Source organism: Marinococcus halophilus (assembly GCF_002265875.1).
GTDB classification, from domain to species: domain Bacteria; phylum Bacillota; class Bacilli; order Bacillales; family Marinococcaceae; genus Marinococcus; species Marinococcus halophilus.
Map to the genome: position 1 here is coordinate 69,630 of NZ_NPFA01000010.1, position 14,534 is coordinate 84,163.

18 protein-coding genes are annotated in these 14,534 nt (G+C 48.3%); 2 read left to right on the plus strand and 16 right to left on the minus strand.

What is annotated here, in order from left to right; genetic code table 11:
- The 7 genes from CHL76_RS11385 to CHL76_RS11415 all read right to left on the minus strand — a co-directional run bounded on the left by CHL76_RS11385 (position 1) and on the right by CHL76_RS11415 (position 6,679).
- The gene (locus tag CHL76_RS11385; protein WP_079475432.1) at positions 1 to 1,482 is read right to left on the minus strand and encodes a tripartite tricarboxylate transporter permease; all 1,482 of its coding nucleotides are present in this window, start codon (positions 1,480 to 1,482) and stop codon (positions 1 to 3) included.
- Positions 1,483 to 1,499: 17 nt separating this feature from the next.
- The gene (locus tag CHL76_RS11390) at positions 1,500 to 1,943 is read right to left on the minus strand and encodes a tripartite tricarboxylate transporter TctB family protein (protein WP_079475431.1); all 444 of its coding nucleotides are present in this window, start codon (positions 1,941 to 1,943) and stop codon (positions 1,500 to 1,502) included.
- A gap of 11 nt (positions 1,944 to 1,954) precedes the next feature.
- Positions 1,955 to 2,932 (minus strand): tripartite tricarboxylate transporter substrate binding protein, encoded by a 978-nt coding sequence (locus CHL76_RS11395; RefSeq protein ID WP_158219163.1) that lies wholly within the window; start codon positions 2,930 to 2,932, stop codon positions 1,955 to 1,957.
- Between the two features lie 133 nt (positions 2,933 to 3,065).
- Positions 3,066 to 4,214 carry a galactonate dehydratase gene (gene dgoD / locus CHL76_RS11400; RefSeq protein WP_094908614.1) on the minus strand — a complete coding sequence of 383 codons (1,149 nt, stop codon included), beginning with the start codon at positions 4,212 to 4,214 and terminating at the stop codon, positions 3,066 to 3,068.
- The gene (locus CHL76_RS11405) at positions 4,211 to 5,158 is read right to left on the minus strand and encodes a 2-dehydro-3-deoxygalactonokinase (protein WP_079475428.1); all 948 of its coding nucleotides are present in this window, start codon (positions 5,156 to 5,158) and stop codon (positions 4,211 to 4,213) included. Before CHL76_RS11405 ends, dgoD begins: the two co-directional genes overlap by 4 nt.
- Positions 5,155 to 5,793 carry a bifunctional 4-hydroxy-2-oxoglutarate aldolase/2-dehydro-3-deoxy-phosphogluconate aldolase gene (locus CHL76_RS11410; RefSeq protein WP_079475427.1) on the minus strand — a complete coding sequence of 213 codons (639 nt, stop codon included), beginning with the start codon at positions 5,791 to 5,793 and terminating at the stop codon, positions 5,155 to 5,157. Before CHL76_RS11410 ends, CHL76_RS11405 begins: the two co-directional genes overlap by 4 nt.
- A 127-nt stretch (positions 5,794 to 5,920) precedes the next feature.
- Complete coding sequence (locus CHL76_RS11415; protein WP_079475426.1) at positions 5,921 to 6,679, minus strand: IclR family transcriptional regulator; 759 nt, start codon at positions 6,677 to 6,679, stop codon at positions 5,921 to 5,923.
- Positions 6,680 to 6,781: 102 nt separating this feature from the next.
- On the opposite strand from CHL76_RS11415, the gene CHL76_RS11420 reads away from it, so the two are divergent.
- The gene (locus CHL76_RS11420) at positions 6,782 to 6,997 is read left to right on the plus strand and encodes a hypothetical protein (protein WP_079475425.1); all 216 of its coding nucleotides are present in this window, start codon (positions 6,782 to 6,784) and stop codon (positions 6,995 to 6,997) included.
- 101 nt (positions 6,998 to 7,098) lie between these two features.
- Here the strand turns inward: CHL76_RS11420 and CHL76_RS11425 are convergent, their stop codons facing one another.
- From CHL76_RS11425 to CHL76_RS11445, 5 genes are all read right to left on the minus strand, one after another.
- Entirely contained in the window at positions 7,099 to 7,377 is a 279-nt protein-coding gene (locus CHL76_RS11425; RefSeq protein WP_198951237.1) for a hypothetical protein, read from the minus strand.
- Between the two features lie 284 nt (positions 7,378 to 7,661).
- Positions 7,662 to 8,015 carry a flagellar protein FlaG gene (locus CHL76_RS11430; RefSeq protein ID WP_079475424.1) on the minus strand — a complete coding sequence of 118 codons (354 nt, stop codon included), beginning with the start codon at positions 8,013 to 8,015 and terminating at the stop codon, positions 7,662 to 7,664.
- Between the two features lie 29 nt (positions 8,016 to 8,044).
- Positions 8,045 to 8,290 carry a putative motility protein gene (locus CHL76_RS11435; RefSeq protein WP_158219164.1) on the minus strand — a complete coding sequence of 82 codons (246 nt, stop codon included), beginning with the start codon at positions 8,288 to 8,290 and terminating at the stop codon, positions 8,045 to 8,047.
- Positions 8,291 to 8,374: 84 nt separating this feature from the next.
- Positions 8,375 to 8,725 carry a hypothetical protein gene (locus CHL76_RS11440; protein ID WP_079475422.1) on the minus strand — a complete coding sequence of 117 codons (351 nt, stop codon included), beginning with the start codon at positions 8,723 to 8,725 and terminating at the stop codon, positions 8,375 to 8,377.
- A gap of 132 nt (positions 8,726 to 8,857) precedes the next feature.
- Entirely contained in the window at positions 8,858 to 10,237 is a 1,380-nt protein-coding gene (locus CHL76_RS11445) for a flagellin N-terminal helical domain-containing protein (protein WP_094908615.1), read from the minus strand.
- Positions 10,238 to 10,516: 279 nt separating this feature from the next.
- On the opposite strand from CHL76_RS11445, the gene CHL76_RS11450 reads away from it, so the two are divergent.
- A complete protein-coding gene (locus tag CHL76_RS11450) occupies positions 10,517 to 10,984 on the plus strand; it encodes a competence protein ComK (RefSeq protein WP_079475420.1) in 468 nt (155 codons plus the stop codon).
- A 790-nt stretch (positions 10,985 to 11,774) separates the two neighbouring features.
- Here CHL76_RS11450 and CHL76_RS11455 read toward each other — a convergent pair.
- The 4 genes from CHL76_RS11455 to flgL all read right to left on the minus strand — a co-directional run bounded on the left by CHL76_RS11455 (position 11,775) and on the right by flgL (position 14,517).
- Complete coding sequence (locus CHL76_RS11455; protein ID WP_094908616.1) at positions 11,775 to 12,479, minus strand: response regulator transcription factor; 705 nt, start codon at positions 12,477 to 12,479, stop codon at positions 11,775 to 11,777.
- Positions 12,480 to 12,829: 350 nt separating this feature from the next.
- Positions 12,830 to 13,057, minus strand: a complete 228-nt coding sequence (gene csrA, locus CHL76_RS11460) for a carbon storage regulator CsrA (RefSeq protein WP_079475418.1) — start codon at positions 13,055 to 13,057, stop codon at positions 12,830 to 12,832.
- Positions 13,051 to 13,503 carry a flagellar assembly protein FliW gene (gene fliW, locus CHL76_RS11465; RefSeq protein ID WP_079475417.1) on the minus strand — a complete coding sequence of 151 codons (453 nt, stop codon included), beginning with the start codon at positions 13,501 to 13,503 and terminating at the stop codon, positions 13,051 to 13,053. Before fliW ends, csrA begins: the two co-directional genes overlap by 7 nt.
- A gap of 114 nt (positions 13,504 to 13,617) precedes the next feature.
- Positions 13,618 to 14,517: a flagellar hook-associated protein FlgL gene (flgL, locus tag CHL76_RS11470; protein WP_079475416.1), complete on the minus strand. Its 900-nt coding sequence runs from the start codon at positions 14,515 to 14,517 to the stop codon at positions 13,618 to 13,620.
- Positions 14,518 to 14,534 lie beyond the last annotated feature (17 nt).

Genomic DNA, 14,534 nt, shown 5'->3' on the forward strand with positions numbered 1-14,534 from the left:
TTATATTTCCCCTTTAACATCTGGTTTCCATTTTTTTCGAATATTCCATAACGGAGAAAGTAAAGTGAGAACCGCAAGTGCCAACAGCACTACTGTTATTGGCCTTGTCAGAAAAATTGTCATATCTCCCTGCGCTAAAATAATCGAGCGTCGTAAATTACTTTCAAGGAGCGGGCCTAAAATCAGGCCCAGGATTAATGGGGCCACCGGGAAATTGAATTTCTTCATAAAATAACCGCCAATCCCGGCTGCGAACATAACGATAACATCAAAGTAGTTGTTATTCAGTGCATAAGCGCCTACTACACTTAATACCAAAATAACGGGCATTAGAAAGTGCCCCGGCACTTTCAATATCTTTGTAAAAAAGCGAATGCCTGAAAAACCAATAATTAAAATAAATAAATTAGCTAAAAGCATTCCTATAAATAATGCATAGACAAGACTTCCGTCGGAAACGAACAGCTGAGGCCCTGGCTGCAGCCCCTGGACAGTCAACGCTCCTAACAATACCGCTGTCACCGCATCTCCCGGAATGCCGAGAGTCAGTAAGGGCACCATCGCTCCCCCGGTCAAACCTGTATTAGCTGCTTCTGGTGCTGCAAGGCCCCGAAGAGAACCGTTACCGAATTCTTTTTTATTTTTAGAAAACCTTTTTGCTTCGTTGTAGGCCACAAAAGAGGCGATATCAGCCCCTGCCCCGGGAATCATGCCAATGAAAGTTCCTATTCCCGAAGAACCCAGTATCGTTAAGAAAACAGCACGAAATTCAGACCATTTTAATTTCACTTTATTAATTGTTTGGCTACTGTCCGTATTTCTTATCTTATCTTCCACCATACGAAACGCTTCAGAGGTTGCGAACAAACCAATCATTGCTGCAATGAAGCTCACGCCCCCCAACAGCTGAACGTTTCCGAAAGTAAAGCGGGTTACGCCGCTGATGGGGTCCAATCCTACCGTTGCGATAATCAGCCCTGCCAACCCGGACATCATCCCTTTTGCATATGAACCGGCAGTTAATGTAGAAATGACTGACAATCCAAACAAAGCTAAAGCAAACGTTTCAGGAGCACTGAAACGAAGAGCAAATTCAGCTAACTGGGGAGCTACTAAAATTAAAAGTATAACCCCCACCACCCCGCCGATAGCAGAAGATACCGTCGATACTTGTAACGCTTTATAAGCCAGCCCCTTTTTTGTCAGCGAATACCCATCAATGACACTGGCAGCCGAAGCAGGGGTTCCTGGTGTATTTATTAAAATTGCGGTCAGCGAACCTCCGTAAATAGACCCAAAATATACTCCAATCAGCAGCAGAATGCCATTAATTGGCTCCATCCCAAATGTAATTGGAAGCATTAAAGCTACCCCCATTACTGAAGAAAGCCCGGGAAGCGCTCCAATAAACAAGCCAATAAGGAGGCCCAGAATAAGTAAAAGGATAGTTTCAAATTGAAATACATATGTAAGAGTTTCCATCTTTTTCACCTATCCTTTCAAGAAAATAGTAAGCCAAGCGGCAGATTCACATTTAATAACTCCGAAAAAACGATATACACAAATAAAAGAACAATTAACGGCATTGAGGCTATGACCCACCACGCCCGAACCCGACTTAACCACAGCAGTACCGCAATCAATAACAACGTGCTGAGGTAAAATCCGAGCACTATCATGCTAAGTAAATAAATCCCGAAAACTATCATTAAAACAAAGGAAAAACGATCAAAGGTCACTTTTGAGTCTGCTTCTTTATTTCTGCTCCGCGCCTGCATGAATAAAACCACTGCAAAAATGATAAATAAACCGATATATATCCTCGGTAAAAATCCCGGACTTGTACGAACGATATCAGGCGATGGAAAACTAAATGTAACAGCAAGTAGCGCCAATGCCAAAGCAATTGCAACAATACTTATGAGCCGGTCTGCTCTAGCCATAAAGAACCTCCCTATTGTTCTTGTTTCATATCCAGTTCTGTCAGCATTTCATCAAAAAATTCCGACTGCTCATTTAAAAATGCCTGAAACTCTTCAGAATCCTTGATTTCAAGTCCATAGCCCCCGTCGTTCATGAATTCTTCGAATTCTTTTGAGTCCGCAGTCTCTAATATCGATTTTTCCAGCTTATCCACTGTCTGTTCAGGAGTATCAACGGGTACACAAAGGCCCCGCCATGTTCCTACTGTGCCAAGGTCATATCCTTCTTCTTCAAACGTAGGCACATCGGGCATCGCTTCCACACGTTCCTCTGACATCACAGCCAATGTTTTAAACTCTCCAGATTCTACCTGCGGCAACACTTCAGCAGCACTAACCGTCACTGCGTCCACATGCCCACCGGCAAGTGCCGTTACAGCCGGCCCCGCGCCTTCATAAGGAACATTCGTGTAGCTGGTATTTGTTTCAGAGCCCATCGCTTCAGACGCAATATGCCATATCGAGCCAGTACCGGAATTTCCAATTTTTATTTCATCAGGATGTTCTTTTGCATAGGCTATAAATTCTTCCAGCGTATCATAAGGGGCATCAGCAGGAACCGTAATAGCTGCAGGGTCCAAATTAACCATTGCTACTGGTTTATAATCATCCGGGCTGATATCAGCCAGCCCCAAATCGTTCAGCATAGCAAGTTCTGCTACTACCATTGTTACTGTTTTACCGTTAGGATCGGCATTCGCCCCTTCAATCATGCCTATGGCATTGCTTCCGCCGGGAATGTTTTCCACACCGATTCCACGGTCCATTTCTTCTTCCATCATGGAGCCTAAAGACCTCGTGACGATATCTGTGCCTCCACCTGCAGCTGTAGGTACAATAAATGTTAACGGACCGCCAGAAAAGTCGGAGCCTGAAGAATCAGCATTTTGATTACTACAGCTTGAAAGGAGCAGTAATAAACTAAAAAACAGCAGGGAAATTCCTTTCATTTTTATCCTCCTTTTTGATAGCGCTATCATTTATGCGAATGATAGGGACCATGGAGAAAAGATGAACGCTTCATTTTCCTCCATGGCCGTGACTCACTGATTATTCCTGTTTAAACTAAGAAGAAATGTTAGCTTACCATTCGGCAATCGTTCCGTCTTTATGCCGCCACACTGGATTTTTCCAATTGTGGCTTTCCTTCGCTCGCTCGCGCACGTAATCTTCGTTGATCGTAATGCCAAGGCCCGGCCCCTGCGGCATTTTCACCGCGCCGTCTTCATAGGCAAACACGCTTTTATCTTCAATGTAGTCAAGCAGGTCGTTGCTCTGGTTGTAGTGAATGCCGAGGCTCTGCTCCTGAATGAAGGCATTGTGGCTTGTTGCGTCCACCTGCAGGCAGGCTGCCAGCGCAATCGGGCCGAGCGGGCAGTGCGGCGCCAGGGCCACGTCATATGCTTCTGCCAGCGTCGCGATTTTTTTTCCTTCGGTGATGCCGCCGGCGTGTGAGAGGTCCGGCTGAATAATATCGACCCAGCCGTTCGCGAGAATATGCTTAAACTCCCAGCGCGAATACATACGCTCTCCGGTCGCAATCGGGATGTGCGTATGCTGGCGCAGCTCCTGCAACGCCTCCATGTTTTCGGTCAGCACCGGCTCTTCGATAAACATCGGATGGTACGGCTCAAGCTCTTTGGCAATCACCTTCGCCATCGGCCGGTGCACCCGCCCGTGAAAATCGATGCCGATGCCAACGCCTGTGCCCACGGCTTCCCGTACAGCCGCTACGCGCGCCACCGCTTCTTCGACTTTATCGAACGAATCAATGTACTGCATTTCCTCCGTGCCGTTCATTTTAATTGCCCGGAAGCCGGAATCTACGGTTTCCTTCGCCGCTGCGCCGACGTCGCTCGGACGGTCACCGCCGATCCAGGAATAAATGTTGATGTTGTCGCGGCAGGCGCCGCCCATCAGGTCATAAATCGGCGCATTGTAGTACTTGCCCTTAATATCCCAGAGCGCCTGGTCGATGCCGGCGAGCGCACTCATGTGAATTGGCCCGCCGCGGTAAAAACCGGAGCGGTACAGCTTGTTCCAGTGGTCTTCGATCCGCATCGGATCTTCCCCGATCATGTATTCCATCAGCTCATCGACAGCCGCCTTGACCGAAGCAGCGCGCCCTTCCACGATCGGCTCGCCCCAGCCTTCCAGGCCTTCATCCGTCGTAATTTTTAGAAACAGCCACCGCGGTGGCACCTGAAATAGTTCGTAGGATCGGATTTTCATCGGGATTCCCCTTTCGTTTGTTCCAGATTGGCCAGCTGCAGGGCTCCCTGCAGCGACGCTTTTTCAAGATCGTGTTTCGTAAAGACGTGGACCGGGCGCCCCTGCTTCTGCTCGAGCACATGCCGGTACGCCTCCTGCATTGCACCATGCCCGCCGAGATACAGCCAGCCGGCGCCGTCCGCGGCGTGTTCAAATGCTTTCATATCCTCATATAATACCGCACCGAGCAAAAGATTCGCCCGGGCGTTTTCCGTGTAATCAGCAAACAGATGGCGCAGACGCACGTAATACGCCGCCCGCGTGAATCCTTCGGTTTCCGCCAGATCCCATCCTTCCATCAGCACCTCCGGTTCGAGCGCTTCCACGAGCTTCGGCCCGATCGAATCGGATAAAATCGTGGATGTCCGAAGTGCGGAGAGCGTTTCGCCGGCCAGGGTGGACGTGCAGCTGAGCAACCGCGAGCCGTCTTCGACCCGGATGTATTTCGTATGCGAGCCCGGCAGGATAATCAGCCCGCTGCCTTCAGCCGGCGTATGGCGCAGCATGCCAAACGCCTCAACCTCTTCACCGCGCATCACGTCAACCGGCTCATCGCCGTTTTTCATGCCCGTGATCCAGTGCCAGCGCCGGGCGTTGTAGCGCTCGTGCACCGTTTGCGCAGCAAGCTCCTCCATCGTAAGCGGCGACGGCGCGTGGGGGACTTCACGCATGCCGATGTTCGCCGTTAGCATGCCGTAGCCGATCACGTCACGGAACGTAAACTGCGCAGCCAGCGTATCTAGCTCATTATCAATCAGCCGCTCGAGCAGTGAAAAGTCCTGCTCCATCGCCTGGTTGCGCACGCCCTGATCGAGCGAGATGCGCTTTTTGACCTCCAGCGTCTCGGCGTCCACGACCCGGAGACGCGTATTGGTGGTCCCCCCATCAATGACGATGACGTTCATTGGTACCCACCGCCTTCACGGAGGATGGCGCGGGCCTGTTCCATATTGCGAGTGAGCTGCTTCATGTCTCCGCGTTCCATTGCCTTCGGATCGACCACCTGACTGCCGACGCCGACCGCGTGCCAGCCACTCTGCAGGTATTCCTGCATGTTGTCGAGCGACACCCCGCCCACAGCCATTGCGCGCACATGCGGAAGCGGACCCTGGACATCTTTTAAGTACGAGGCTCCGAGTGCGCGGATTGGGAAAATTTTCACCATTTCTGCTCCGGCCTCGGTTGCCTGCAGAATTTCGGTCGGCGTGAGCACACCCGGAATGACCGGCGCGCCATAACGATTTCCGGTTTCAATGGTCTTGGCATCAAGCGTCGGGGCAAGCAGAAACTCTGCGCCGGACAAAATGGCAGTACGCGCAGATTCAGCGTCCAGTACCGTTCCTGCGCCAATATGCAGATCACTGTGCGTCGCCTTCGCCCACTCAATCGCCGCGAGCGCTCCCGGCGTGTTCATCGTCACTTCGAGCACCCGTGCTCCGCCTGCGTATAAGGATTCAATCACCTGCTGCAACTGCGTTTTATCACTGCTTCGGATAATCGGCACTATTTTTTCCTGTTCAATCGTCTGAATAATACTCATCAGCCTGCGGCCTCCTTTTGTTCCTTATTAAGGAACAATGTTCCGTATTATGAATAAAAAGAAAATCCCCATATGGGATATATCGCTTATAGTGTAGCAGACCGCGCGGCAGATTGAAAGCGTTCTTTTAATGGCCAAGCTCGCGTGATATGGCTGTCGCCGCCCGCTGCACCTGCTGTACGGTTTTTTCCCAGTCGATTGTCTCTGCGTTCATATGAGGCATGGTGACACTAATTGCCGCGACCGCCCGCCGGTGAAAATCAAAAATTGGTGCCGCCACACACTGAATGCCTAATTCGTGCTCCTCCCGGTCGTAGGACACGCCTTCCTGCGCGATTCTTTCCAGCTCGTTCATCATCGCTTCTTTAGACGTAATCGTATGCGGAGTATGCCGGACCATCTCCTGCTCATCTACCAGCTTTTCCTGCACGTGCAGGGGCTGAAAAGCCAGCAGTGCTTTACCTACCCCGGTGCAGTAGAGCGGTGCTTTGCGCCCGACACGCGAAAACAGCCGCAGCCGCGCATACGTTTCCACTTTATCGATGTAGACGACCTGCGATCCTTCGAGCTGCACGAGGTGCACTGTGCTTGCGGTGGCTTTCGCGAGATCATGAATGATTTCTCCCGCCGCTTTCCGCACATCGATGGATTCCGCCACCCGCTCCCCCATTTCCATGAATGTGAACCCGAGCGTATACACATCGCGTTCGTTTCCCTGCTTCACATAGCCCCTCTGCAGAAGTGAAGCCAACAGCCGGTGTACTGTGCTTTTGGCAACGTCCAGGCGGTTCGAAAGCTCCGTCACGCCAAGCCCTTCCGGCGCTTCGGCGAGCAGATCGATAATCCAGAGGGCTCGGTCGACGGACTGAACTCCGTTCGTATTCATGCAGCCTACCTCCTTTCGGTACTGCTGTCATCGTAGCATATTTTTTCTGTATGTTAGTATAAAACTACACGCCAAATGGAAAAGTACGGAAGGGAGATTTGTATGTATTCCCGTGTGTTTGTGGATGAGCATTGGAATCTGGTTGCGAGTATTATCGGCAATTTTGCCATGATGTTTGCGATGCTGGTTGGTATCGACAGCCTCTCTGCCGGCGAACCTTCAAGTATGGCAAGCAAGGTAAGCGTAGCGGCGGCTATTGCCCTGCTTCTTTGTGTTGGTTCCGTGCGGAAGTTCCGGAAATATCGGGAGGAGGAATAAAAAAAGCGCTTATCCCGAGGGGTAGGCGCAGGCGACTTGCCTCTTATTTTAATTAAAAATACTCTGAACAATTTAAAAGAATAAGGACTTTTGGCTAGCTTCTATGCTTCTTTATCTAGCTCTTCTAATTTAAGAAGTACCTTTTCTCCACTATACCGCTTATATACCGCGTAAACTATATTCCCTATTCCAAACGACCACCAGACAGTTAATAGACCAACAATCAAATGGCCGCCCAGTGAACCCCAGCCGCCATGCTGGCGCATTCTGATTGACGACTCTCCACGAGAAATTACTTCATATCCCATTGTTACAAAATCATCCGTTACGCTTTCCATTTCACGCTTCGACTCTACTCTTCTAATTCTGTCTAAAGCCATAATTTCTCCTCCTTAAAAATTTATAAATATAAAATATACAAATATATTAGGACTATATTCTTATTTAATAGTAAACTTAATTACAGGAAATTACAATACTAAAGTAGGAGTTTTACCATGAAAATTTATAAAAAAAGATTGCTTCATTAAGTCACATTGGTACTTCTAATATTAGTACTTTCAACCATATATGTGCAGATCAATTACTTTAACTTTTACACATTCACTAAGTAAATCAGTTTATATAAAGAAAACGCCTACCTTTACAGATAGACGCATTCCATTTATCCTTTTTCATTTACCAACAGCCCGGCCTGGCGAAAGATCGAAGCGTTAAAATCCAAAAGCGACTCGGGCGGAATTTCCCGCACGACCTCCTCTGTGTCTCGGTCAATCACCTGCACATACACCCGGTCGGTGTCTTCGTGCACGTTGAACTTCAGCCGTGTTAAATGCGGGTCAAGCATCGCACTCAACGTTTCGACTGATTTTTCCATTTCCTTCTTTGTTACGTGAAGCGCAGAATTGGTTTCAGCTGCCACCAATTCGTTCGACGTTACTTTCGAAACATCTATAACGCCCGCTTCCCGCTTGGATGAAGCTCCCTTGCCTCCGGCTGATCGAATAGAAACATCCATCTCCCGCCTACCTCCTCCTGGGATGATCCCTATCCCTTTACGTCGATCGACTGGCCTTTACCGGAAACCACGCTCTGCATCGTTCCGGCATGGTTGCCGCCAGCCATGTCATCGAGCAGCTCGGCGCTCTGCTTCGACGCCGTGTCCATCGACTGGCGCATGAGCGATATGTTCGCCTGCTGCTGCGCCTGCAGTTGACTGCTTATGATCGAAACACTGCCGACATCGATACCATCACCTCCTTTCCAAAAAAGTATAAAAAGGTCCCGGGGCACCGGAACCTCTGGATGTATAGTCTTGTGGTGTAAGATTGCCTCAGTTGTTTATAGTATTAGCAGAAATTCGCAGGAGTGTAGTGTTTAGGATAATACGTAAGGCTGGAAAAGCTGTTCCAGCTCACGCTGCAGTTTTTTTACGTTGGGAATTAAGGTGAATTGGAAAATTTCCTGCAGTCTGGTGTAGGAGTGGTTTTCTAAATGAGTAACGACTAAGTTTAAATTCTCGTGGACATGATTGAAACACTTTTCCGCGCCCCCAGTGTTTTCGATATTTTTCAATACTGCCCGGGTTGCACGCTTCACTGCAGTGAAGCCAATGATCATGTCTTCCATAAGCTGAACCGCTTCTGAGTAGTTTCTTTCATTAAGCTGTTTTTGGACATGGGCTAGACCCTCCACCATCGTATCGATAACATTTAGGTTCTGTTTCATGATTTTCAAATATTTTCCTATAAAAGCCCTGTTTTCTATATAAATAGTTTTGTTATTAAACCTGAAAATTATACAATTATGTAAAGAAAGAGGTCCTAGTCTTAACACTAGAACCCCTACGATGAAATAGTTTTACTGCAGTAACTGAAGAACCGATTGTGGCTGTTGGTTAGCTTGGGCAAGCATAGATTGCGAAGCTTGAGAAAGAATGTTGTTTTTAGTCATGTTCATCATTTCTTTAGCCATATCAACGTCACGAATACGAGATTCCGCAGATTGGAGATTTTCAGCCGATGTTCCGAGATTATTGATGGTGTGCTCCAAACGATTTTGAAAAGCACCAAGTTTAGAACGTTCACCTGAGACTTCTTTTATTGCAGCGTCCAATGTAGCAATAGCATCGTCTGAACCTGTTTGACTTTCTAGGTTGATGTCCTTAACTAATCCAACATTCGAATCGCCGAGTGTCGCTGTACTCATCTCATTGATATCGATAAGCATATGCTGATCTTTATTTGATCCAATCTGTAAGGTCGCTCCACCACCTGCTACAGTAATGGTTGCTGCCCCGCTTCCATTGCCGTCCTCAGTAACCGTTAACTGAGAGCCTCTATAAGAAACATCTTGACCCAAACCAGTTAATTCTTCAGTCACACCAGCTTCATCAGTAATTTCGACCACAGCATTAGCTCCACCAGATACTGCGCCACCAAATTCTAATGAATCGCTACCTCCTAGACTAAGTTTTGCGTCTGAACCATAGGCTTCTGTAGATAAAGAAATCGTACCAGCGGCAGTACCAGCGCTAGCAAATACTCCAGTTTGGTCAGTGTACTCATTAATTTTACTCATGACATCGCTTTGACTCGCGCTAGCTGATAAATCACTGAAATCAATACTCACTCCATTAATACTTAGATCTTTTCCAGTAGGATCTGGAGGGGTGCCTCCCTCGCCAAATCCTACAGTACCATCAACTGCTGTTTTCACAGTAGCTTCTGTCGTAACCGAAACATCATAATCGCCAGCTTTCAAGCCCGAAGCACTTTCGACTTGAATAACGGCTGAATCACTGGAAGAACCAACAGCTCCCAGACTGCCATTCAATAGTTTTTGCGTGTTAAATTCAGTGTCATCTGATATCCTATTGATTTCTGATTTTAATTGTTCTACTTCTTTTTGTATTTCTTTACGATCGTCGTTGGTGTTGGTATCGTTCGATGATTGAACGGCCAATTCACGCATACGCTGTAAAATGCTGTGCGTTTCGTTTAACGCCCCTTCAGCTGTTTGAATCATCGATACGCCATCCTGAGCGTTACGATCTGCTTGCTCGAGCCCTCGAATCTGCCCACGCATTTTTTCACTGATTGCAAGACCAGCTGCATCATCACCGGCACGGTTAATACGAAGACCGGAAGAAAGTTTCTCCATTGAGTTGCTCATGTTGTTCTGATTGGTGCTCATTTGACGCTGTGCGTTCATGGCACCGAGGTTGTGGTTGATAATCATCGTAAAATTCCTCCCTGAGTGTGTAAGTGCTTTCCACGTCCTTGTGGTAAGCCTATATCACAGAATTTGCTTTAACGCCCGTACGTTGCGTTTTAGCATTTCCTGCTTACACTCTTTATATCGGCTGCTCGGTTTATGTATTTAGTATTTTTTGTAATTCTCTTAAAAATATTCTTTTAGTTATATTATGCAAAAAGTACTAGTTATTTTCACATAGCATTCGTATACTTATTTACAGAAAAGAACGGTGTGGAGACTATCAGATAGGGGAAATATTTTATGTATAACAACAGAGTATTGGATGAGTACGAAGTAAATGAAAACACGATGGCTATCGTACCGAATTTTGAAGGAGAGGCGAAAAGTATTATATGGGAAAAGGACGGAGCACGCATTCCGGCTTCATGTACCCCGACCGCTATTATTAAAAGAGGGTGCCTACGGGGAGGATCTTCTTTTGAGGGTCGAAGCGAAGCGGTAAAGCATTACTTACATATCCGCAAGAAGCTGCCGGTACCGGTGAACCCGTCGGAAGGCATTTATGCGTTTCCAATTTCGTCGCTACGCGATCCGGAAAACATCTGGATTTTTTATAACCATGTGCAGCCTGGCCAGTTTGTCACTTCCGCTGATGGAACGATGATCCAATTCACAGACGGTGCGTCGCTTCCAACAAAAGCGAGTACTTTTATGATCCAGCAGCAGTTGTTCCGTACCGGTCACTGCCAGAGCATGTTTACCGCCTAAAAAGCAAAAAAACAGAGCACGGAGTACAAGGGCTCCCGCTCTGTTTATGCTTGGTTAGAAAAGTATAATGCCTAAAAAGTTCAGCGACATTGCTGTTTAGCTACTATGCTATAATTCTAAGAAGTAGTTTCAAAGGCTGCGTCAGCATGTTCGCTAATAATACTAAAATTAATGCCGTGCTGAATGATAGAGCATGGCATTTTTTGATTCTTGAATTTAGAGACTTTCAAACATAGTAAGCTCGATAGTTCCCAAAAAGTAATGAGCTTTACCGAGCTTACTTTCGCTAAGATAAATTCGTCTTTCGCTGTCCAGCTCCGCCACCCAGCCGTCCAGTCTATTGGCTGCACCCTGGCTTCACCGTCTGTCGACGCTTCCAGCCAGGTTTACGCCAGCCGTCTGAGGCCTGCGAAGCAGGTCAGTTCGATGGTGTCACGATAGTGACGTCTTTCATCGAACTTCCTTACAACAAGGGTGGTTTCGCTTTTCTCGCTGTCTAGCTACGAGCGTTACCACCCGGGTCCATTCGCTGTTTCGGATCGTTTGCGACTTCGTCACAAGCCGACCGAAAGCCGCGAGCCGTCCCGGGTGGTGAACGAACGCTCACCGCTTTTCATGATGTCCAGCTTCGGTCCGCAGTCGCTCATTCCGTTGACCTTGCCCTGCCTTAGGCTCACAGGATGTGGGTCAGTTCGACGTTGCCACAGGACGTGGCGAGGTTAGTCGAACTTCCTTTGCAGGGCGTGGTCAGCCGTACGAGACTCCTGAACGGCGGACCTACGCTTTTCTATCACGTTATAAACTCGACCCAGTTTTCTTCGATCGCGCGCTTGATGGTGTGCGTGCGGTCATTGGCCTGCATCTTTTTCGTCAGGTGGCTGACGTGGTTGTTGACGGTGGCGACGGCCAGAAAGCATTCCTCGGCAATTTTGCGGTTGCTTTTGCCTTCGAGAATTTTTTCCAAAATCCGGATTTCTGCTTCGGACAGCGTACCGCGTGCTTTATGCACGTCGAGTTCGAGCTGCTGCTCGGGTGGTTCTTCCTGTAGCTGATTCATGCGGCGGTACCGTTCGACGACCTGCGGCTGAAATACCGGGTCGATGTACGTCTGAAACTGCGTAGCGCGCATAAAATGCTTGCGCCAGTCGTCTTCGTCGCGCTCGGCGGCCAGAAGCATAGTCACTTCTTGGCAGATGAACTCATCCACCAGGTGCCTGAGCCGCTCCGGCAGGTTCACACCAATCCTGCACGCAGATCCGGCCCGTTTTGCTTCCTGAAGACGCACAAACGCATCCAAATCACTGCACGCTGTATAATACAGCGTATCTTTCTGCAAACCGCGCTGCATGAGCGTGGTCCACTCTTCCCCATTCGTACGCACAGCCAGCTTCCCCATTGATTCTGCTGCCTGCGGCAGTACTTCTGATCCCTGCAGGTCGATAAATAAAATCRGCACCCTGCTTCCCGGGATGTTGCGACTGTAAGTCTTGGCCATTATGTATTCCTCCTGAGACCTCACCGAAAGTGATGTTTTTTATTGTTGAACACACTTTCCCCAAGCATGCCCTCTGCGTTTTTGTCTGTTAATTTCTCTCTGTAAACTGCAGCAGGACAACCAATCCCCTGAACTCGAACGGCCGTATACAAATTCTACCTTTTCTTCATCGGTTCCGACAAGAAGCCCTATGACCCTAGGCATTTTCCACTTATYGTAAATTAATTATATCATAAATATGAATAAAGAACTATAATTTTTCCTTATTGTACATTTTTTAGATACATTTCCATATTTTTTAGTATTTTTATTAGTCCGTAAGTTGTATGTAGTGAATGAATAGCCATTTATTATTTTTTCATATTTTCCGATAATTTCTGCAAAAGGGTAATATCGCCCGCGAGTGACTGTCGGTTTTCCTGTTGAATAGAAACGTATACTTCCTGGCGGTGTATATCAATATGCTCCGGGGCATCGATACCAAGCTTCACCTGGTCCCCTTCAATTCCGAGTACAGTGATCGCGATATCATCCCCGACACGAATCGATTCTTTTTTCTTTCGTGTGAGTACTAACATGATCCTGTGCCTTCTTTCTGCGCCCGTTGAAACAGCAGGTGCTTCGTTTCATACGGCGACTTGGCCATTGGCCACTGCTTGCCGAGTTTCTGTTCGACATTGATAATCAGCGGTGCCTGCAGGTTCGCCGTGCTTTCTTCAAGCGTGTTCGCAAGCGTCAGCGTGACGTACACAAGTACCTGCTCCGGATTTTCGATGTGCAGCTGCTCCGTCACAGCGTCCGGCACTTCAAGCTCATAATCCGGGAAAAACACAAACGGATCGGCCGTAATAAACGCAATGTGCGCATGCTGGACCGACTGCATGATAAACAGGCTTCCACTGTCGTCAAACGGAAGAAACACGAAGTCGCGTTCGTCTTCAAACGCCGGTATGCCCTGCGGAAAACGGGTAATATCTTTTTCTTCGATTGTGACAGCACCTAAATGCTTCGTTTCGATTTCCACACCTTGGCCCCCTTCTAATTTGAATACTCATGCGAAACAGATGATAGTCACAAATTCAAGTATACTGAATCGCACTTCATAATAAAACAGATTTTCCCACATTTTATAAATTCTTTACCTTAGAAAATCAAGCAGCGTCGTCTGCATGATCCGTCCGGCCGAGGCGAGTGCCGCCTGGTGCACGGTTTGCTGGTTCACTAAGTTCGTAATCACTTCTTCGAGATCGGCGTTTTCATTGTTGGACATAATTTTGTTGGAAATGACCTTTTGATCGGCAAGCCGGCTTTCAATCATCTCAATCCGGTTGGAGCGCGCACCGAGCTCGGCCCGCTCATTTACAATACTGTTCATCTGCGTATCAAGCGTGCCCAGGTATTTCTGCAGATCTTGCCCGGTCGTATCAGGGTTTTCCAGGTCCGCCTGCAGCTGTTCGAGTTCATTAAACAGCTGCTCGTTAAACACTGCACCCGGGGCGGAGCTGACGCCGATTTTAATGCCCTTCATGAGCTCCATTTCCACCGCATCGCCGTGGCCGGTGAAGCTGTCCGCCTTTACGCCGTTTTCGGTCGCATTAGTGTCAATTGGCGGTTTGGTCGTGTTGGAGCCGTTAAAAATATACTTGTCGCCAACCTTCGTATTGGCCGAGCTGATCAGCTGTTCCTTCAGTTCCTTGATTTCCTTGGCAATGTTGCCGCGCTGTTCGCCTTCGTACGTGTCGTTCGACGCCTGGGTGACAAGCTCACGCACCCGCTGCATCACCTGGGTTGCTTCCCCGAGAGCGGCATCGCTGGAGTCGAGCCAGTTGTGCGCTTCGCCGACGTTCCGTTCAAACTGCTCTACCTCTCCGACCTGGGAGCGGTAGCGCATCCCGTTCATCGCAACGACCGGGTCCTGGGAGGCCCGGGTAATCTTTTTGCCGGTAGACAGCTGATCCTGCAGGTTCATCATCTGATCATAGCTCTGGCTGATGTGGCCGGTGGAGCGCTGGGTCATCATCTGCTGGGTGACTCGCATATCATTTTCCTCCTTTT